We start from the raw sequence: 18,591 nt of genomic DNA on the forward strand, positions 1-18,591 counted from the left end.
GCGGAGACAACGGGCTCTCTGTGGTTGTAGCAGTCATGCCCCAACGCTTCGGGGCGCAGACGCGCGCTGCGTGTGGGGCGGCGGTGGAGTGTCTCTGCGGCTGAACACGGGATCCAGGTAGGAGGCCACCAGCGCGAGCTGTTTGTCGAGGTCTGCTTCGCAGACCGCCTCCAGTCGTTCCTTGCGACGCCACGCCGCCCACTTGGCCTGGCCGATCTGCCCATAGCCGACCACGTGGGGTGCGACGGGTTCGAGGGTGACGCCGCGGTGACGGGCCACGGCCCGCGCCGAGCGGAGCAACTCGTCAGCATTGATACCCTGTCGGGCGAGTTGGACGATGTCGACGTAGTCGCGCCACCGAGTACTGGTGATCCCCCGCTCCAGGATCGTCACACCCTTCTCGGCGATCGTGGTCTCCGGCGCATAGCCGAGCAGCACGATCGGGTCACCCAGGACACGGTCGATGCGCACCCGACGGGGAGCGGGCACAATCGGATCGCCGGTGGACACATCCCACGCGGCGACGCCCTTCCACGGCCCGATCGACACGCCCACCCGAACCCGGAATCCCGGGTAGTCGGCTTGCTCGCGGATCTCCTGCACGCTGATCGAGTCGAGATCGAACACCGCCCCGTCATCGGTCTCGACGGCAGCGATGTCGTGAACGACCGCGATGAGGTGATCGACGGTGACGTCTGCTCCGACGGCGTTCGCATCGGCGTCCTTGGTCGGGCGCCGCACGTCGTAGGCGGCCAGCAAGATCCCGCCCTTGAGCACGAAGTCCTCGGCATGGGCGGTCCGAGTGAGACGATCCAGGAACGACTCCAGCGTGTGCCGGATCAGATACTCCTGCGTCGGTGCACCCGTCCCAGTCTTCGCGGCGGCGGAGCGTGCTGCGGACTGGATGCGGCGGAACACCTCATCGCCGATGTTCATGCCAGAGCTTCCAATGCCTGGAGGACGGGAGACTTCGCCCGAGGAAGCCGAGAGGCGATCTCCATCAGCCGGGCAGGTTTCCCGCCGCGGCGCAGCCACTCCTTCAACGCCTCCCGTGCCAACTCATACCCCACCTCACCACGCAGCCGAAACGCATCCACGATCGACCGCTCGGGCGAATAGATCCCGATCGACTGATCCGCACCTGGAATCGAGATCTCCTCCCGGCCGATGTCAAACGTGGCCCGATCGAACTGATGCCACGCGATCGCACCAGTGCTCGCCGGCGTGCGCGACCCACGCGGGATCGCAACATCCAGCGCGGCGGGGATCGCATCCGTCAGATCATGATGAGCGAGCGCCGACACCAAGCAGATCGTCGCATCCGGACGACGGGTCGCAGCCTCGATCCAGTCCCAATCCGCAGCCGGAGCATCCGTCGGCAAATAGATGCCGCGCGCGACCCGCTCCAGCCGCCCCTCACGCGCCGCACGGTACAGGCCGCTGCGAGACAGACCGGCCCGCTCGGCCGTGCCCGGCCTCAACGTCGAAATCGCCGCCACCTCCTCCTCCGAGACAGAACGCATACATATAAGTGTATCTGATGACGAACCGTGTCAGTTCGAGCGCTCACGCGACTCGGTGAAGGCCAGCAGGTCGTCTCACGGTCAGCTCCGAGCCTTCGAACTGTAATCTTGCTAGGTCGTGTTACGTAAGTCGTTTGAGCCAGTCGTTGATTACTCCGATGTGGAGGGTGGCGGTGTAGCGGACAGCGAGTTTGTCGTAGCGGGTGGCGAAGGCTCGTTGGTGTTTGAGCTTGTTGATGCCACATTCGACCGCGTGGCGGTCCTTGTAGGTGGTTGGGTTGAACGCTGGCGGGCGACCGCCCCGGCGGCCACGGCGTCGGCGGTTGCGGGCCTGGTCGGCCGGGGTCGGGATGGTGGCTTTGATCCGATGATCACGTAGCCAAGCCCGGTTGGCCCGTGAGGAGTACGCCTTGTCGGCCAACACGCGATCGGGACGCCGGCGCGGTGCCCCGACCGGGTTGGCGACCTTGATCGCTTCCAGCACGGTGGTGAACTCCGGACTGTCGCCGGCTTGGCCGCCGGTGATGTGGAAGGCCAGCAGGCCACGGTCTTGGTCCACGGCCAGATGTGTCTTGGTGGACCAGCCGCCCCGGGAACGACCGAACCCGTGATCGGCGGGTTCTCCGGGAACCCGTTCGACCGAGTCACGTCGAGCACCAGCGGCGTGAACGTGCCCACGACAGCTGGTGGAGTCCACCGAGACCTGCCATTTCACCTTGCCACGAGCCTGTGCAACGGCTCGCAGCGTGTCCTCGATGTGTTCCCACACCCCGCGGATCTGCCAGGTGGCGAACAACATGTAGATCCGTCCCCAGGGTCCGTACCGGTCGGGGACATCGCGCCATGGGCATCCCACTCTCGCTCGGTGACGTATCCCATCGATCAGCTGCCGTAACGGCCATTTGCGTGGCCGTCCCCGTGCTGGGGGAGTTGGCAGCACGCTCTGGAGGAGCGCCCACTGAGCATCGGTGAGGTCATGACGGCGGGCAACATCTACGATTGGCACGAGGACTCCCGGGGAAGTAGGAGTGACTAGATACCAATCCGTCTACCCCGGGAGCCCTCCCACCGTCAGGACCGACACGCCAGCCGCCACACCCTCGTCGGACACCACTTTCGAAACACGACCTAGACGGCTCCCGTTGCAGGCCTCATCGTGCACGCCCGTGTGTGACGGACACAGCACGGGCCCTCATACAGGACCGGTCGGCGATCCGCACTAGCCTCAATGGCCTCGGAGCCTCTGCCGAGTGCCGAAGCACTGGAACCCCGACAGCCTCAAACGACTGATCTCCGCAGCCTTCCTCCGTCCTGCCAGCAAAGACGCCTGTGGACCATCTTGTCGGCTGGCGCACCCCCGCGTGGCTGGATCGACCTAACAGGCTCTCGCGGGGTAGACAGCGTCCACGCGACAGCACAGCAGCCCGAGTTCCCCCAACCTGTCAGCGGTTCAACGTCCGTCGAAGCGCGGCGCGTAGCATTAGGAACCATTGCTCAACACCTGAGAAGCTCTGGACACCGAAGTAACAATGTCAGGCCGACCGATTCCTGAGGGATGCGAGTACGAGTCCTCAGGAGTTTCTCGACTCCGTCTTGAAGTTCCGCCGATACCCAAGCAAGGAGCTGTGCGTGGTGGGCGGGGGTGGCCTTGTTCGACGGATCCGGGCGCGGAACCCCATACTCCAGCGCCGCTCGGTACAAGCTCGTTGCGGGTATCAAGTGGCCGCCGGTGACCCGGTGGATCGTCGCGTCGGCGTCACAGGCGATCTGGAGTCCGGCCACGTCGAGGTCTCCGAAGTACAGAAAGCTTGCTGGAGCGGGGTCAAGCAGGAGCACGTGCTCGGCTGAGATGGGGAACTGGCGGCCGGCGCCCCACACCACATGCGTGTCGGGCCGGGTAGACGTCGGCAGCGTGAACAGCGCCTGGGTCAACGACTGGTAAGTGGCGCTGTTCTCGGCGACCAGCAGTTGGGTGGGTCCGGCGCCGTCGACATGAGTTGACGCGAACGGGAGCAGAGCCGGGGCGCACGCGAGAAGGTCGAGAGTGAGGGCGCCGGTGGTGAACAGTCGTGTGCTGCGCAGCTTGTCGAACCGCTTCTCGTCGCCTGTGATCTCCAGGGAGCGTTCTTGCATGGGAACTACTACAGGCGTCGGGTTTGCGGCCATCCACGAGGCGATGGCCGTGAGTAGGTCCTGCTCGTCAGGCCGCGTAGCTACCCGTGCAGCCGGTTCGAGCACGGACGGCCATACGCGCGGGCGTATCGGTGCGCGGTCCGGGGTTCGTTCTGCGGCCACCCTTGCAACCCAGCGCGGCAACTCGGGTAGCGCACGCGTGTCCAGCCCCGTCCGGCCCTTTGGCCAGGAGATTTCGAGCCGGTCTTGTAGTTCGGTGAGGCTGCTGTGCAGGCGCTGACGCGCCGAGGGATCGGAGACGAAAGCCGGATCGTTCTGGATGGCGTGTTCACGCAGTGCGGCCAGAGGCACGCGCATGCGAGGGTAGGAGCCGATGAACGCCGATAGCTGCTCTGTCAGGTCGGTTCGTCCGTGACTCATTCCGGTCCTTCGGCGCTGCTCACGACATGCACGTGCGCCGCGCTGTCGGTATGCGCGACGCGAATGCCGTCGACGTGACCGGTGTTCGGGTCGGTATCGGCTTGCGCCTGCACGATGTAGTGGCGGCTGCGGCTACCTCGACCGGTGCGGTTGTCGAGGCGTACGACGTTGGGGAAGCGTGACACCGCGTCGGGGTCTTTGACGCCGGTGGTGTAGATGAGCTGAACCTTGTGGTGGGCGGCCACTGCGCGTTGCAGTTTCACCAGCGACCCGTGCGAGGCGCGGCCGATGGGGTTGTCCAGTACGAGGACACCTCCGGCGCGATCCTTACGGCCGGAGTTCGCTGCGCGTAGGGCGGCGATGGTGCAGTACAGGGCGACGCACACGGTCAGCTTCTCTCCTCCGGACCATTTTGAGAGGCGGGTGATGTCCTCTCGGGTGCCCGTCGTGTCCTCGGAGGGCTTGAGGACCTTGACGATGAATCCGCGTGGCCCGACCACCTCGTGGACTGCGTCTTTGAGTAGCGGCATCCCTTCGGGTTTGACGCCTTCGTTGATGCGGCGGTCGATGACTCGGTTGACGTAGGTGCGCATGTCTGCGTCGCTGGGCGGGACGGTGAAGGTGATCCGCAGCATTTTCTGTCCCGCCCACGCTCCCAAGCTGGAGGGCAGCAGCGAGTATCGCTCGGCCTTGTGAAGCGTGTCGAACGTCGTTTTGACGAGATTGACCAGACTGGTCGCCACGATGTCCTGATCCCGAACGATTCCTGCGAGTTCATCGCTGATCGTGGTCGCCCGCAGCCGCAGGTTCTCCGCGAGCGCGGCGGCGCTGCGGGCAAGGATGTCCTCGTGGTCGTGAAGAAGACGGTCCTTCGCGGTGACGGTGACCGTCGGATACTGGGAGCCAGTCGTGCGGGCTCGACCGACGGCGTCCTTGAGCTTGTCTCGCGCTTCAGCCCAACGGGCGTTGGCCTCGTGAATCCGCGCCGCGGCTTCGTCTCGGTCCGCCTGCGCTTGGTCGGCAGAGTGCGGGTAGGGCGAGGCGTGCTGTGGGGGCTCGGTCCCTTCTGGCAGGTTGAGGTTGCTTCGCAGCACGGTGAACACTTGGCGCCGGTTCTCGCACGTCTGCTTCGAGGTACTAAGCCCGTCAATCGCCTGGTCAATCTCAATGCGGCGCGCCTGGGCGGCAGCGTTGCGCTGTTCCCAGTCGGCGAGAAGGGCGTCAGCTTCGGCGACTGTTGTCGGCTCTTGCGGCACCTCGTTGCGGCGGGGCACATCACGGCGTCGTTCCCGGGCCTCGGTGTACCGCTGTTGTGCGGATGTCAGTGTGGCGTGCGCTTCGCCCTGAGCCTTGGCTGCAGCAGTCACTGCCTGCTGGGCGGCGTTGATCGCGTCTGCGCGACGTTGCGTGTCTTGACCTTCCGGGCTCGCGAGCAGGTCCTCGGCACGGATGCAGACCGCTGCGTCTAGCCGGTCCACCTGCTGCTGGATGTCGCTGACTCGTTCGGACAGCGTGCGCACTCGGTCGGCGTACACCGATGACGCGGTACGCACCTCGTAGGCGCGCTGCGCTTCACGCTGCCGTTGCCGCAGGATGTCCAGAGTCACCGACTGGCCAAGGTCCGGGTTGTTCGAGGCGGTGTAGCCGGCGTCGAGGTACTGGATCCGTGCCGCTTCGGTGCTCAGCGAGTCCGCCCGCTGGTCAGCGGCTTGCGCGCGGCCCCTTGCGTCCGCCACCTCACCGTCCTTGGACTGCGCGGCCAGGTTGGCTTGCTCGGCGTTGCCGTAGGCGGTGACGGCGTCCTGCTCCGCGGTTGCCAGATGCTCGCGCCATCCCGAGGCTTGCTCGGTACGGGCAGCGAGGTCGGCGATCCGGTCGAAGGCTCGTTCTATCGTGCTGTGTCGTGCTGTGAGTTCCTGCTCGCCTGTGCTGTCAGCAACTTCGTCCTTCTCAAGTTGAAACAGCTGCTCCTCCGCAGTGGTCTTGCGGGTGGCAAGCTCATCCAGTGTCGCGTCGTGGCTGGTCACTTCGCTTCGCAGCTGGGTGAGGTGGCCGTCGGGGCAGTCGGAGAGGAACCGGGTGAGCACGTCGAGTAGCGACCGGTCGGTATTGCGTTGCGATTCCAGGTCGGCGGCGAGCTTGGCGTACGCGCGTAGTTCGTCCTTGACGCGAACGATTGTCTCGTCCGCGATGGTCTCGTTGACCATGCCTGGATGCAGGCCGGTCCAGGAGGCGACGTCCTCGTTAGGGTGAGGGACGGTGCTGGCCAATTGGGCGGCGGTCGAAGCGGTGTAAAGGCCGACCAGAGAACGGGTGTGCTTGTCCGCCGCGAGCAGGGCAGTTCGGGCCGCGTCGAGGTGATCGGTCGCGACGACCACGCCGCAACCGAGCCGCGCGAGGTCTGGGGAGTCCAGCAGCGCGCGGCATTGGTCAGGCGGGTAGTTCGATCGCAGGTGGTGCCAACCGGTCTCGGCGGGAATGCCGGAGTTTGCAAGCAGCGTCGCGACGGCGATGGCGTCACTGCTGGACGGCAGGACCCCGGTCGTTTCCTGTTCGTGGACCAGGTCCTCGTCAGCGAAGTGATCTGCCCGGCCTCGGATGAGGTCGGCATCGGCACGTTCGATGTTCGCGTGCAACGCATGGGTGAGCTGGTCTCCCTCACTCCAGGGGTCCAACGGTGATTCGTCGGTCGCCTCGGCTAGTTCTCGAAGCCGGGAGTCGCTGGCGAGCCTGTCGGCACGCTCAGCGAAAGCGTCTATCGCGGCCATCACCCGGCCACGTTCGCCATCCACGCGGACGATGTCGGTGCTGATGGTGTGGGTTTCGCCGGTCAGCTCCGTACGGCGTGCTGGTCGCGCGGCACGACGGCCACGGACCTGCGCCAACTCCGTGTCGACGGCGGCTGCTTCGGTCTGCAACGTTGTCTGGTGTACTGCCGGGGACACTCCGGCGGGTAGGAAACCGTCGGTCACCGCCCGTTTGATGTCGCCGTCCAGCGTCTCGAGCTTTGAACGGGCCAACGTTGCGCGCTGGTCCGCCTCTCGTCCAAGGTTCCGCTGTTCCTTCTCATGCTTACGGAGTAGCTGCGCGTCACCAGCCAGGGCCTTGGCGGAGTCTCGTTCTCGGTTGGCTGTGTCGCGTTCGGTGCCGGCGACCGCGGCCAGGCGGGTCAGCAGCGTTGCTGCGTGGTCGTCGTGTGTACGGCGCAACGGCGCGATGTCTTCGTTTTCGGCGGCGGCGAGCTGCTGCGCCTGTGCCAAGGACTCCCGCAAGGAGGCCAGTTCCGCAAGCGGTGCGGTCGCAGCCCATGCCTGCGCGCGTAGCGAGGTATCGTGCGAGGTCTGTTCGGCGGTCTTGACGAGCCGCGTCGCTTCTTCGATCCGCAGGTGTGCCGCTCGTAGCGTGTAGAGGAAGACGGTGTCGTTGGCCACGGACCGGTCGGTGGCATTCGTTTCACGTTCATCAGTCCATGTGGTCAACCGGGTATCCAGCACACCCATCTCGGCGTCGAGCGCCCGCAAGGTGGCTTCGAACTGTCCGGCCAAGCCCATGGCGTAGGCGGAGGCAGTGTCGAACTCCTCCTCAGCGTTGCCGACATCGACCGCCCGATCATGGATGGTGGCAAGGACGTCGGCGGCAGCTAGACAGAAGTCCTGCTCTGTTTGCTTGGTCGGTTTCGACGCGACCAGCGTCGCGATTGCGGACACCCTTTCGGCGACGGCTCCGGCTTCGTCCGGGGCGACGGTGAGGTCGAGCAGGAAGTTCACGAACTCCCGTGCGGACGCGAACCTGAACAGGTCCTCCACGCCACCTTCGACGTGGTTCATCGTCTTCTGAGTACGGAACAAGTCCGGGTCGATACCCCGCGCGTTCAAGGTTGCAGCCCACTCGAACTGCCGCTCGGTGATCGCCAACTCGGCCTCACCACGGGCGCGGTCAGCGATCGCCCGCAGCTCAGCGAGGAACGCAGCCCGACGAAGGGGCTGTCCGTCGGAGTCCATGAACGGAATGGTGTCGGCGTCCAACACTCCAGGCACGCAGTAGAACGCGTAGTAGGAGGCGTTGAACCGGTCACGAGCGTTGTCACTGTCGACGGGTCGGCGCAAGTCCACCCATTCGTAGACTGCCCCGACAACCAGCGCGCCGCCCACGCCGGCCACGTCGCGGTCGCTGTTCACCGGCTGCCACACGGTCACTGTGTGCGACGTGTCTCCGGAGTCGACGTAGTCCGTGAGTGCGCGCTTGGCTTCTCGCCCCATGAAGTCGTACACGCGCGGCAGCAGCACGGCGTAGAACAACGACAGTAGGGAGGATTTCCCGCCGCCGTTGCGTAGCCAGATCACCGAATCCGACGGAGACGACAGCCCGTCACCGTCTGGGGCAGTCATGTCCAGGGTCAGGTCACTGAACCGTGCGGAACGTTCCCCAACGGACTTGAGTCGGAACTGGGCGAGATGAAACGTCATGCGGACTGCTCCTGAGCGGAGGTGTTGGAGTCCTCGCGAACCGGGTCGCTGATCGCCGCGTCGTACACCAAGGTGCGGGACACGGAACGAGATTGATCAGCGAGTGTCTCGTAAGCGGTGTTGGCGGCCATGTCACGCACGTGTGTCCGGAACCGTTCGGTCAACGTCCACGTTACCGAGTTGGCGGTGCTGCTCGCGCTGTCCTCACGTGCCATTCCTTGCTCGGTGAGCCAACCGAGACAAGCTCGTACCCAGTACAAGGTACAACCGTTTGTCAGGCGCCCGCTGCCGCGTCCTCGATCGCCACGCATTGTCGGAGGCATGACAACGTAGTAACGCCACGCTTCGTCGAGCCCGTCGTCCGGGATCGGCTCTCCCAACGCGTCGTGCTGCCGAAACTGCTCACACGTCTCGCGTAGCCACTGCTCGAACTCAAGGTCATTCACGCGACGAACCCGGTCGTCGTCGAGTTCGGCCGGGGTAGGGAACGCGAACGCGGCGACAGCGGCGAGCACGAGCCCAGCAATGAGCCGGTGCTCCCGTTTGCCGGTGAACGGCAGGTCGCTGTACTTGAACGCGAACGGCGAGTCTGGGAGGACGCCGATGATAAGTCCGTGGGCAGAGTCCGACAAGACGTCGGTGCCCAGTCCATGCAGCACGGCGTCAGTCGCATCCTTGAACTCGACTTCGCTGCGGTACCGGCTAAGAACCCGCCGGTACTCCGGCTTGTTGCCGGGGCGGGCCGTCGGCTGAACCGCGAAGCCGATGAGAGTTCCGATATCGACGTGATCGTCGGCGGTCAGTGCCATCCCGCACCTCCAGCCCTTGGTGGTGAACCTTCAGCGAAGTGGCGCAGATGCTCAGGCAGAGCACGAGTCGGCGGCGGGTCGGCCATTTCCAGCGCGTCCGCGAACGGGGCGAGGATCAAGTCATCACCGGTCCAGCCTGGCAACTCCAGCACGACGCCGTCGCTGTCCACGGCCGCGCGTGCACCGAGCACCGCCGACGCTAGGTCTTGGCGTGCTGCTTCTCCCGGCTCGATGTCTTCGGGGGCATAGCACCACAGCGCAGCTAGGGTCACGACTTCAGCGACTGTGAATGGGTTGGTGCCGTCGTCGGCAGCACCCTGGTTGAAACACTCAACTATGGCGGTCGACAGGCGAGCGGGAAGATCCACCGTCTGGACAGCTCGTGCAGCCGCGGCGACCGCGTACGGGCTGATGAGTGGTAGCTCAGGCGGGTCGAGATCTTCCTCGTCGTCGAGATCCGCGTCGGGTTCCTCACTGTCGCGAATGGTGAGCAGATCGGTGACGACACGATGTAGGCGCGGCAGCCTGGGCGCGACCGGGCCGGATACATCCGTGATCCACTGGAACGTGACGGTCAAGGCGTCGTCCGAGCCCGTTACGAGCAGGGGATGGAGTACCTCGCTGGGCAGGTCGGGCAGATATCCCAGCGGTGGAGGCCGGAACACCTGTCGGTTCTGCTCGTCGAGGAACACCTCACGCGCGCCGATGACGCGGCGATGCAGTGCCTCATGACGGCGCTGGCACTCGCCGAGAATGCTTGCAATCCGTGCGGCGGACTCCGCAACTTCGGAATCCCCGGCCTCTAGGGACTCCGACACCTTCGCGCGGAGCCGATGCTCCGAATCCAACCGTGACTCGATGTGGTCGCGAGACTCGTCCAACCGCTGCGGCACAGTCGTGGCCCACTCACCAAGGACTGTCCGAACGTCCCGGCGTGTCTCGCGAATCAGCCGGTCCAAGTCGTCAGCCAAACGAACCGACAGCAGCCGGGCTCGTACCGCAGCCCGCTCGGCCGCGTCGAAGGCACCGCGGGCGAGCTGTCGTTCTAGCAGGATCTCATTGGCGACCTGCTCATCCTCAACATCGAACTCAAGACCCCCAATCAACGCGATGATGGCATCACGCGTTGCGTTGAGCACGATCTCGCCTCTGGCTGAGTCCTCGCGCTCCAGGAGCAGTCGGAACCGCACCTCCCGTTGCCGATGGCCGCCTGCGTCCGTGGCGTAGTCACTGATTCGGTACGCAAACTCCGCCTCCCGGTTCGACCGATTGAGCAGACTGTCGACGGTATAGGCAGCGACCTTGCGATGTTCTGATGTCGGACGGGCGGGGGCGGCTCGACTGGCGAGAGCCGTCAATGCAGTCGTTACCTGTTCGTAGGTGGCTTCCTCTTCGAATCCCTGGTTGGCGATGATCGTGTCGATCGCGGCTAGCGCGAACGATGGAATGTCATACACCTGCCCGGGCCAGTCCTGCCGATCCGCGTTGAATGCCGCCTCCGAGAGAGGTCGGGACCGAAGAAGCGCAGCAACTCGGGCGGGGAACGATGCATCCGAAACGGCTGGTACCGCAAGTCCAGGCGGGACGTCCCGAGACGCGCCAAGACGTTCCTGGCTCTCCGGCGCGGTCATTGCATCTACCTCCCAGCTCACGTATGGCAAACACTAGGACGTCACGACGACAGTTCTCGACCCTCGTGGCAGTGTGGTCGATCTTGCTTGGGGACTCCCCGCGCGGCCCCGTACGAACCACACGCTCAATGTCCTGTACAGGAGGTGCCTCGGAACCATCGGTGTTGTCACACCTCGAGGAAACCGAGTGGGACCCAGACAGCTATGCGGTGGGACTCGTGCGGTTGCGGGACGAGTTGCATGAGGCAACCCGAGCGCTCGCCGCGGCCCGTCGCGGCACCAAGGTTCTCGTCCCAGGCGCCAAGGCTTTCTAACAGTGACGACTGAGGCGACTATCAGGGACCTCCGGCATTGCCGATCCCGCGCGGTATCGTGCACCGAGAGGGTAACGCCGTGAGCGTGTCAACTGAAGTCGAACTGGCTGAGTTGGCGACGAGCATCTTCGGGGAGGCGTTCGTCGCCTGCTTCATCGGGGATCGCGCACAACGTCCAGGAACCAGCAGCACAGCGATGTGGACATCTTCAACCTGATTCGAACCGGTGCGCTGATATCCGCCCAGCGCGCACTCGCGGAGAGCCTGCGCAACTCGGTCCTGCGGAAGGGTCTGGTCATCTCGCGCTTCCTTACCCCCTGCGTCCACCCATACCAGAACGTTCGAACCCCGCCCCGACTGTCGCGGATGGCTCGCCCGCTGTCGTCGAACTCGCCGAGCCTCCGGCTCGTATGCTGACGTCATGGACGACTGGAAGCCTGCCGCGTATCCGTCGTTGAGTCCCTACCTGATCTGCCAGGACGCCGAAGGGCTCATCGCCTTCCTCGAGGCTGCCTTCGGTGGCTCGCTGGAGCGGAGGTTCGACCGACCGGACGGGTCGCTGAAGCACGCCGAGGTCAGGATCGATGACAGCATCGTGATGATCGGCGGCGGGGCGAGCGATATCCCGAGCGCTCCCGCACATCTCCATCTCTATGTCGAGGATGCGGTCGCGACCTTCGATCGGGCGATCGCGGCCGGGGCATCGGTCGTCCGCGAGCCCGAGAAGGCGGGCGACGACGATCTGCGTGGCGGGGTTGAGGACCCTTGGGGGACCACATGGTGGATCGCCACGCAGCAGCCTCAGAGCTGACCGGTGCGGCTGGAACCCAGATCGTCCGGCCCCCACGAGACGAGCAGGCTGCCTGAACGCAATGCGCAGCACCCGACCCTGAGCACGTCGCCGCGCGATTCGTTTGCCGGCTCTGACAAGATGAGCGCATGCATCGAACCGTTGGCGCGTCCCTGGGCATCGAGGTTCGTGTGCCGAGCGATCTGGTCCTGTCCGTCGCCGTCGCAACATCCCCCGGCTTGGTGGTGACTCAGACGCTGGACACAGCACTCGATGGCCGGCACGTGCCGGCCGAGGAGATCCTGGATTTGCACGGTACGCGGTTGCATCGGATCCGGGCGGAGGCCGGCCGCTTGACCGTCCGGTATGAGGCCACGATGCGTGGGCGTTCCGCGCCGGATACCGCGGAGTCGTGCGACGTCATCCGCTACCTGCGGCCGAGCCGGTACTGCGAGTCCGACACTCTCGCGGCAACCGCCGCGGCGGAGTTCGGCGGCGTGGACGGGATCGCGTTGCTCGATGCAGTGAGCTCGTGGGTGGGAACCCGGCTGGCCTATGTCCCCGGCTCCAGCCTGCCGACCGACGGGGCGGTGCGCACGCTACTGATGCGCCAGGGCGTGTGCCGGGATTTCGCGCACCTGTGCATCGCATTGCTGCGCGCTCGCGGAGTGCCGGCGCGACTCGTCTCCGTCTACGCCCCGGGTCTGGATCCCATGGACTTTCACGCCGTGTGTGAGGCCTATGTCGGCGGACGCTGGTGCGTGGTGGACAGCACTGCCCTGGCGCCCCGCTCCTCGTTGGTGAGGATCGCCACGGGCCGCGACGCGGCCGATGCCGCGTTCCTGTCGACGATCTACGGGTGGGCCGAGCTAACCGACGTGGAGGTGACAGCCACCGTCGACACTCTGCCGTCCGATGATCTGACCCACGTGGTGCAGCTGGGCTGAGCGCCGCGACTCGGGGTATGGGGGTATGCAGACAGTGAGAGCCGCAGGCCTGGATCTCGCGAACTCGAGCGCGCCATCGTCCTGGCGGACACGGTGCTCACATGCGCGGTAGACGGCTGTGGGCTCTGGCCCCCGCCTTCGCGCTGTTGGCATGCGCGAGCGTGATGCGGGCCCCGGTAGTGGTTATTCCTCCGCTGCTCGGACAGATCTCGGCCGACTTTCAGCTCAATCCGGTGCAGGCCGGCGTGCTTGTCGGCCTTCCCGTGCTGTGCTTCGGCGTCCTGACCCCGATCGCCTCGGTGTTGCTGCGGCTTACGGGAATCAACCACGCCACCATCTATTGCCTGCTGGGTGTCGTGGCCGGCTCGCTGGTGCGCTCGTTCGGGGCGCAGCCAGGGCTCTACCTGGGCTCATTGATTCTGGGCGCGGGATTGGCGATCGGGAACCTGTCGATTCCGATGCTCATCGGGCGAGATTTCCAGCGCCGGACGGCCTTGTTGACCGGTGCGTATACGTCGACGGTCAATATCGTCGTTGCGCTCGTCACCGCCGCGGCCGCGCCGGTGGCCTTGGTCGTCGGATGGCGATGGTCCGCGGCCGGAAGCGGGGTCGTGCTCGGATTGGTCGCACTGGTTGCGTGGGTCGCCGTCTACCCGCCGGGGGATCCCGGAGCACGGGCCGGCATACGGCGGCGCGCAGGGCTATCCCCGGTCCAGCCGGCATCGCCTATCGCGGCTGGCCTTGAGCGTCGGCAGATCGGACGATGGCGCGTCGTCTGGTTGTTCGTGGCAGCATTCGTTTGCCACATCCTCGCCTACAACGTAGTGACGGCGTGGCTGCCGACGGCGCTGGCCGAGATGCGGCACATGAGCGTGGTAGGCGCGGGCCTCGGGTCCAGCCTCTTCCAGGCGGCCGGCATCGCGGGTCCGTTCCTGGTGCCGATCCTGATGAGTGCCCTCGGCTGGTCGCAGCTTCGCACGATGGCCGCCGTGTGTGTCTGCTGGATCACTTTGCCGATCGGTTTGATCGCGGTTCCCGGATGGTGGCCGGTGTGGAGCCTCGTCGGCGGCCTGGCGCAGGGCGCATTCTTCACGGTTCTCTTCGTGGTGGTCATCCAGCGGGCACGCGACGTTGACGAGAACCGGCGGATCACCGCGTTGATTCAGACCATTGGGTACACCGTGGCGGCGACTGGGCCGGTCGCCGCGGGTTGGATCCACTCGCGCGTGCCGGGGTGGACGATGACGTTCGTGGCCGTCTTCCTCGTGCTCGTGGCCATGAGCGTGTGCGCTCTTCTCGCCGTCGCGGACTCCTCGCAGCCTCCCGAAGGCAAGCACACCGTCTCGGACCGCGACGACTGAGTGCTCATGGTCGAGACCGACGACGTGTCGGCCAACAGAACGAGCCATCCAGAAGGCGGCCGCTGCGGCTCTACCATGAAAAGGTGTGTGACTATACTGCTCCGCATTTCGCTCGTTCGGCGTTGCTGATCATTGACGTACAGAACGATTTCATCGACGGAGCAATGCCGGTTCCTGGCACGCAACGGCTGCTTGCTCGTCTGGCCGAGCTTGCCGGCGGGTTTCGTGCTGCTGGGCGTCCCATCGCGCACGTGATCCGGCTCTATCAGCCGGGCAGCTCGGATGTGGACGCGATACGTCGTGCCAGCATCGAAGCGGGAGCAGGTGTGGTCGCACCGGGAAGTCCTGGCGCCGACATCCCGGCGATCCTTCTTCCCGGGCACCGGGGGATCACCCTTGATCCCGACAGGCTCCTGTGTGGTCAACCGCAGCAGCTTTCTGCCCGCGAGGCGGTCGTATACAAGCCGCGGTGGAGCGCGTTCTATCGAACCGGACTCGAGACTTGGCTGCACTCTCACGAGGTCGACACGGTGGTGGTCGCCGGCTGCAACCTTCCCAACTGCCCGCGGGCCACGCTGTTCGACGCCAGCGAACGCGATCTTCGTGCGGTGCTCGTGACCGATGCCGTGTCGCAATCCACCCCGGAACGTCTCGCCGACTTCCGACTGATCGGGGTCAACCTCCTCACTGCCGAGCAAGTCGTCGCAGCGCTGATGGCAGAGGCTTGATCGGTTGCCTTAGGCGCGCAGAGCCCGGGAGACGGACGAATGCGGCATCACGTGGCTTCTGGCGGCGCGAAAGTCGATTCACGGGGACCGTGCGCAAGCGGTCGATCAGGATCCGAACCACAAGGAACCTGAACCGCTGCGGGCCAAAATCAGCATGGGGGCTATACTCCAGCCAGTGCCACGGGAACCCGGGAAGCCGGGTTGAGAGGAGGGCGTACCGCCCTCGACCGTCGAACCTGAACCGGACCATACCGGCGTAGGAAGGCTCCCGCTCTTTCCCGGGCACTCGCAGTGCACGGGAAAGGAACAGAGACATGAGCGAATCCAACGGTCGCCTGCAGTGGCGCGTCGTTGACATGGTGACCGCCGCGATCCTGGGGGTGGCCTGCGGAGTCATCTTCCTGGTATGGAATCAGGTCGGGGGCGCGGCATACGCCGTCATCGACGCAGCCACGCCGGGATTTGGCGGGCTGGTCGCTGGGATCTGGCTGCTCGGGGGCGTCCTGGGCGGACTGGTGATCCGCAAGCCGGGTGCCGCGGTCTTCGTCGAGGTCCTCGCTGCCGTGGTGTCGATGGCATTGGGTTCCCAGTGGGGCATCTCGACGGTCTACTCGGGCCTCGTCCAGGGGCTGGGTGCGGAACTCGTCTTCCTGATCTTCGGCTACCGAAAGTTCAACCTGCCCGTCGCCATGCTGGCCGGAGCCGGCGCGGGCGTGGCCGCATGGGTGTTCGAAGGTTTCTTCGGCAGTTCCCCGAACTTCGCCAAGACCTTGACCTTCAATCTCATCTACTTGTCCACGATGATCGTCACCGGTCTGGTCCTGGCGGGCCTGGTCGGCTGGCTGCTGGTGCGCGGGCTCGCCCAGACCGGCGCCCTCGACCGGTTCGCTGCGGGACGCGAGATCCGCGGCCGGGTTTGAACAGACCCAGCACAGAGGTCGCCGTCGCGTCCGCCTCGTCGTCCGTTCCCGACCACAATCCCGACAGGATTCCAGCCGTGACCCTCCACTCGCCTCGTCTGCCCGAGGTCCGCGCCGTTCCCGGCGTACGGGTGCGCGCGCGTGGGTGGGGATGGCGGCATGCCGGACGCCGGGCGTGGGCTTTGCGCGACGTGAACCTCGACATCGCGCCGGGCGAGCGGGTACTGGTGCTCGGCGCCTCGGGTGCGGGCAAGTCCACGCTGATGGGTGGGCTCGCCGGCTTGCTGGGCGGCGAGGACGAGGGCGAGTCCCTGGGCGAACTCACACTCGACGACCGCCTCCCGCACGCCGCACGCGAGCGTGTCGGACTGGTCATGCAGGACCCGGAGGCCCAGGTGGTGATGGCTCGCCTGGGGGACGATGTCGCTTTCGGCTGCGAGAACCTCGGCGTCCCCCGCGAGGAGATCTGGGTCCGGGTGCGAGACGCGCTGGATGCCGTGGGCCTGCACTTGCCACTGGACCATCCCACCTCCAAGCTCTCCGGCGGGCAGAAGCAGCGCCTGGCGTTGGCCAGCGTCCTGGCCATGCGTCCGGGTCTGCTGCTGCTCGACGAACCGACCGCCAATCTCGACCCGCACGGAGTCGACGAAGTGCGTGCAGCCGCCGAGCGTGTGCTGGAGCGCACCGGAGCCACCCTGGTCGTCGTCGAGCACCGTGTGGACGTGTGGGCAGACCTGGTGGACCGCTGCGTCGTGATCCTCGACGGCACCATCGCCGCCGACGGCCCACTGGACGAGGTGCTGCGCGACCAGGGCGGGCAGCTGCGCGCCGCCGGCATCTGGTTGCCCGGCGACGATGTCGCCGTGGTCAAGGAGGCCCACGCCCGGATGACCACGCAGCCGGCCGCAGCCGGTCCGACGGCCGCTGGCTCTGACGCGGTGGTGCTCTCGGGGCGCGACCTGACCATCGGGTACGAGCAGAGCCGGCCGGTCCGGGCGGGGATCGACATCGATATTCCCCGCGGCGCGTCCACCTGCATCGTCGGGGACAACGGTCTCGGCAAGTCCACCCTGGCCCTCACCCTGGTCGGCCTGCTGCCTCAGCTCGCAGGGCAGGTCCGCGTGGCGGAAGACCTGGCCCCGGCTCCCGGGCGCACCGACCCCCATGCCTGGTCGTCCCGCGAGTTGCTCGGGCGCATCTCCATGGTGTTCCAGGAGCCCGAATACCAGTTCGTGTCGCGTACGGTACGTGAAGAACTGGAGCTCGGTCCCCGCGCCGCGGGCACCCCGGCGGAGGAGACGGCCACCCAGGTGGACCGGTTCTTGCGCCTTCTTGCCCTGGACGACGTGGCCCTCGCCAACCCCATGACGCTGTCGGGTGGGGAGAAGCGGCGGCTGTCCGTGGCGACCGCCCTGATCTGCGCGCCCGAGGTGGTCGTGCTGGACGAGCCGACCTTCGGGCAGGACCGTACGACGTGGCTGGAACTCGTCGGCATCTTGCGCGACGCCGTAACCCGCGGCACCACGATCGTCTCCATCACCCACGACCGCTCCTTCGTGGCGGCCATGGACGGCCACGTCATCGACCTCGCCGACCTCGGGTGGGACCCCCGCACCCGTAGGGCCGCGGGCGACGATCCTCCGGTGCACCCAGTGTCCGCAGCCGATGATCCGGCGCCCTCGGGTCGCGTCGCCGATGATCCAGTGCAACCCTCGGGCTTCGTGCCGCGGACAGCTTCGTCCACACCGGATGCCCCGGGTGCTGCGCGGTCACGATGGCAGGCCGCCTTGCGCGGGGAGTTGCTTCAGCGAGTCAATCCGGTGGTGCAGTTCCTCGGGCTGGTCGCGATGACGACGCCGCTGATGATCTCCATCGATGTGCTCTCCGCCTCGATCGCCTTGGTCCTGGAACTCCTGTTGCTTCCACTGGTCGGTATCAGCCCACGTCAGGTGGCACTACGGATGGTCCCGCTGTTCGTGGGTGCGCCCTTGGCAGCGCTCTCGATGCTGTTGTACGCCTCCCCTGGTGGGCAGGTGTACTGGCAGTTCGGGCCGGCGATCATCTCGGAGAACTCCGTGACGCTGTCGGTGGCAATCCTCGTCCGTGTGCTGGCACTGGGTCTGCCGGCCATCGCGGTGCTCTCCCGCATCGACCCCACCGATATGGCCGATGGGCTGTCCCAGGTGCTGCATCTGCCCGCCCGTCCGGTGCTCGCCTCCCTGGCGGGGGTTCGCATGGCGGGTCTCATGGTGGGGGATTGGCAGGCCCTGCGCCGGGCGAGGCGGGTCCGGGGCATCGGAGACGGAAACCGTGTCGCCGCCTTCATCGCAGGCGCGTTCGCCCTGCTGGTGCTGGCACTGCGCCGGTCGGCGAAACTGTCCCTGACCATGGAAGCCCGCGGCTTCGGTGCGGAGATGCCACGAACCTGGGCCCGGCCCTCACACGTGGGGGTGGCGGACCTGGTCATGATGATGATCTGTGTGGCCGTCCCCGTCCTGGCGTTGGGCGCCGCCGTGCACTGGGGCGTCTTCCAGCCCCTGGGGCGCTGA

Annotated in this window: 13 protein-coding genes and 1 riboswitch; of the genes, 6 read left to right on the top strand and 7 right to left on the bottom strand. The window is 66.1% G+C overall.

Annotation, left to right across the window (positions count from 1 at the left end):
- Nucleotides 1–33 precede the first annotated feature (33 nt).
- The 7 genes from QUE25_RS08915 to QUE25_RS08945 form a co-directional block, all read right to left on the bottom strand.
- Nucleotides 34–936, bottom strand: coding sequence for a nucleotidyl transferase AbiEii/AbiGii toxin family protein (locus tag QUE25_RS08915; protein ID WP_286264159.1), 903 nt, complete (start codon nucleotides 934–936; stop codon nucleotides 34–36).
- Nucleotides 933–1,523 carry a type IV toxin-antitoxin system AbiEi family antitoxin domain-containing protein gene (locus QUE25_RS08920; RefSeq protein WP_286264162.1) on the bottom strand — a complete coding sequence of 197 codons (591 nt, stop codon included), beginning with the start codon at nucleotides 1,521–1,523 and terminating at the stop codon, nucleotides 933–935. Before QUE25_RS08920 ends, QUE25_RS08915 begins: the two co-directional genes overlap by 4 nt.
- A 121-nt stretch (nucleotides 1,524–1,644) precedes the next feature.
- Nucleotides 1,645–2,529: an IS5 family transposase gene (locus tag QUE25_RS08925; protein ID WP_425332702.1), complete on the bottom strand. Its 885-nt coding sequence runs from the start codon at nucleotides 2,527–2,529 to the stop codon at nucleotides 1,645–1,647.
- 488 nt (nucleotides 2,530–3,017) lie between these two features.
- Nucleotides 3,018–4,076, bottom strand: coding sequence for a Wadjet anti-phage system protein JetD domain-containing protein (locus QUE25_RS08930; RefSeq protein WP_286264163.1), 1,059 nt, complete (start codon nucleotides 4,074–4,076; stop codon nucleotides 3,018–3,020).
- Nucleotides 4,073–8,542 (bottom strand): hypothetical protein, encoded by a 4,470-nt coding sequence (locus QUE25_RS08935; RefSeq protein ID WP_286264165.1) that lies wholly within the window; start codon nucleotides 8,540–8,542, stop codon nucleotides 4,073–4,075. The genes QUE25_RS08930 and QUE25_RS08935 overlap by 4 nt, the downstream gene beginning before the upstream one ends.
- Nucleotides 8,539–9,351 carry a hypothetical protein gene (locus QUE25_RS08940; protein ID WP_286264168.1) on the bottom strand — a complete coding sequence of 271 codons (813 nt, stop codon included), beginning with the start codon at nucleotides 9,349–9,351 and terminating at the stop codon, nucleotides 8,539–8,541. The genes QUE25_RS08935 and QUE25_RS08940 overlap by 4 nt, the downstream gene beginning before the upstream one ends.
- Nucleotides 9,342–10,982, bottom strand: a complete 1,641-nt coding sequence (locus QUE25_RS08945) for a hypothetical protein (protein WP_286264170.1) — start codon at nucleotides 10,980–10,982, stop codon at nucleotides 9,342–9,344. The genes QUE25_RS08940 and QUE25_RS08945 overlap by 10 nt, the downstream gene beginning before the upstream one ends.
- A gap of 735 nt (nucleotides 10,983–11,717) precedes the next feature.
- Between QUE25_RS08945 and QUE25_RS08950 the strand changes: the two genes are divergently transcribed.
- The 6 genes from QUE25_RS08950 to QUE25_RS08975 all read left to right on the top strand — a co-directional run bounded on the left by QUE25_RS08950 (nucleotide 11,718) and on the right by QUE25_RS08975 (nucleotide 18,591).
- Nucleotides 11,718–12,107, top strand: a complete 390-nt coding sequence (locus QUE25_RS08950; protein WP_286264172.1) for a VOC family protein — start codon at nucleotides 11,718–11,720, stop codon at nucleotides 12,105–12,107.
- A 128-nt stretch (nucleotides 12,108–12,235) separates the two neighbouring features.
- A complete protein-coding gene (locus QUE25_RS08955) occupies nucleotides 12,236–13,033 on the top strand; it encodes a transglutaminase-like domain-containing protein (protein ID WP_286264174.1) in 798 nt (265 codons plus the stop codon).
- 101 nt (nucleotides 13,034–13,134) lie between these two features.
- Nucleotides 13,135–14,394 carry an MFS transporter gene (locus tag QUE25_RS08960; protein WP_286264176.1) on the top strand — a complete coding sequence of 420 codons (1,260 nt, stop codon included), beginning with the start codon at nucleotides 13,135–13,137 and terminating at the stop codon, nucleotides 14,392–14,394.
- A gap of 83 nt (nucleotides 14,395–14,477) precedes the next feature.
- On the top strand, nucleotides 14,478–15,122 hold the full coding sequence (locus tag QUE25_RS08965; RefSeq protein ID WP_286264177.1) for a cysteine hydrolase family protein: 645 nt from the start codon (nucleotides 14,478–14,480) through the stop codon (nucleotides 15,120–15,122).
- 170 nt (nucleotides 15,123–15,292) lie between these two features.
- Nucleotides 15,293–15,402, top strand: a riboswitch (TPP riboswitch).
- A 34-nt stretch (nucleotides 15,403–15,436) separates the two neighbouring features.
- Entirely contained in the window at nucleotides 15,437–16,042 is a 606-nt protein-coding gene (locus tag QUE25_RS08970) for an ECF transporter S component (protein ID WP_286264179.1), read from the top strand.
- A 77-nt stretch (nucleotides 16,043–16,119) separates the two neighbouring features.
- Nucleotides 16,120–18,591 carry an ATP-binding cassette domain-containing protein gene (locus QUE25_RS08975; protein ID WP_286264181.1) on the top strand — a complete coding sequence of 824 codons (2,472 nt, stop codon included), beginning with the start codon at nucleotides 16,120–16,122 and terminating at the stop codon, nucleotides 18,589–18,591.

Origin of the sequence: Brooklawnia propionicigenes (genome assembly GCF_030297015.1) — a bacterium.
Taxonomy (GTDB): Bacteria; Actinomycetota; Actinomycetes; order Propionibacteriales; family Propionibacteriaceae; genus Brooklawnia; species Brooklawnia propionicigenes.

What these genes read in the sequence shown, in the direction of transcription:
- QUE25_RS08915 (WP_286264159.1), bottom strand. Translation starts at nt 936, where the DNA reads ATGAACATCGGCGATGAGGTGTTCCGCCGCATCCAGTCCGCAGCACGC.
- QUE25_RS08920 (WP_286264162.1), bottom strand. Translation starts at nt 1,523, where the DNA reads ATGCGTTCTGTCTCGGAGGAGGAGGTGGCGGCGATTTCGACGTTGAGG.
- QUE25_RS08930 (WP_286264163.1), bottom strand. Translation starts at nt 4,076, where the DNA reads ATGAGTCACGGACGAACCGACCTGACAGAGCAGCTATCGGCGTTCATC.
- QUE25_RS08935 (WP_286264165.1), bottom strand. Translation starts at nt 8,542, where the DNA reads ATGACGTTTCATCTCGCCCAGTTCCGACTCAAGTCCGTTGGGGAACGT.
- QUE25_RS08940 (WP_286264168.1), bottom strand. Translation starts at nt 9,351, where the DNA reads ATGGCACTGACCGCCGACGATCACGTCGATATCGGAACTCTCATCGGC.
- QUE25_RS08945 (WP_286264170.1), bottom strand. Translation starts at nt 10,982, where the DNA reads ATGACCGCGCCGGAGAGCCAGGAACGTCTTGGCGCGTCTCGGGACGTC.
- QUE25_RS08950 (WP_286264172.1), top strand. Translation starts at nt 11,718, where the DNA reads ATGGACGACTGGAAGCCTGCCGCGTATCCGTCGTTGAGTCCCTACCTG.
- QUE25_RS08955 (WP_286264174.1), top strand. Translation starts at nt 12,236, where the DNA reads ATGCATCGAACCGTTGGCGCGTCCCTGGGCATCGAGGTTCGTGTGCCG.
- QUE25_RS08960 (WP_286264176.1), top strand. Translation starts at nt 13,135, where the DNA reads ATGCGCGGTAGACGGCTGTGGGCTCTGGCCCCCGCCTTCGCGCTGTTG.
- QUE25_RS08970 (WP_286264179.1), top strand. Translation starts at nt 15,437, where the DNA reads ATGAGCGAATCCAACGGTCGCCTGCAGTGGCGCGTCGTTGACATGGTG.